Annotated in this window: 1 protein-coding gene; it reads left to right on the forward strand. The window is 64.9% G+C overall.

The genetic code is table 11. The annotated features are described in order from the left end of the window. A partial coding sequence (locus AAEY83_RS13835; protein ID WP_351059691.1) for a hypothetical protein occupies positions 1-271 on the forward strand: 271 nt, incomplete at its 5' end. Between the last annotated feature and the right edge of the window lie 31 nt (positions 272-302).

A 302-nucleotide genomic window follows, 5' to 3' on the forward strand; every position in this document is an offset into this window, starting at 1 on the left:
GAGCCAGGTCATTCCAGAATACGTAGCGCTTGCCGGCGAGGAACTGCACGTTCCAGGTCATGACTTTCAGTGCTTGCCCCGGCACCAGCGTCGGCGCGGTAGTGCTGCAACTGACCGGCAGGGTTTCGCGGGCATCGGGGCGCCAGGTCAGGCTGAACAGCAGCACACCGAACAGGACGGCGGCGAGGATGACGAGGAGCAGGGTGTAGCGCAGCAGACGGGTCATGGCTCGGCTTATAGCGTTACAGAAAGTGGCCCCGAGCCTACCTGACGGCCGCGGCGAAGCCCAAGCACGGCGCGGT

Origin of the sequence: Psychrobacter sp. TB20-MNA-CIBAN-0197 (assembly GCF_040309765.1) — a bacterium.
In the GTDB taxonomy this organism is placed as follows: Bacteria; Pseudomonadota; Gammaproteobacteria; order Pseudomonadales; family Moraxellaceae; genus Psychrobacter; species Psychrobacter submarinus.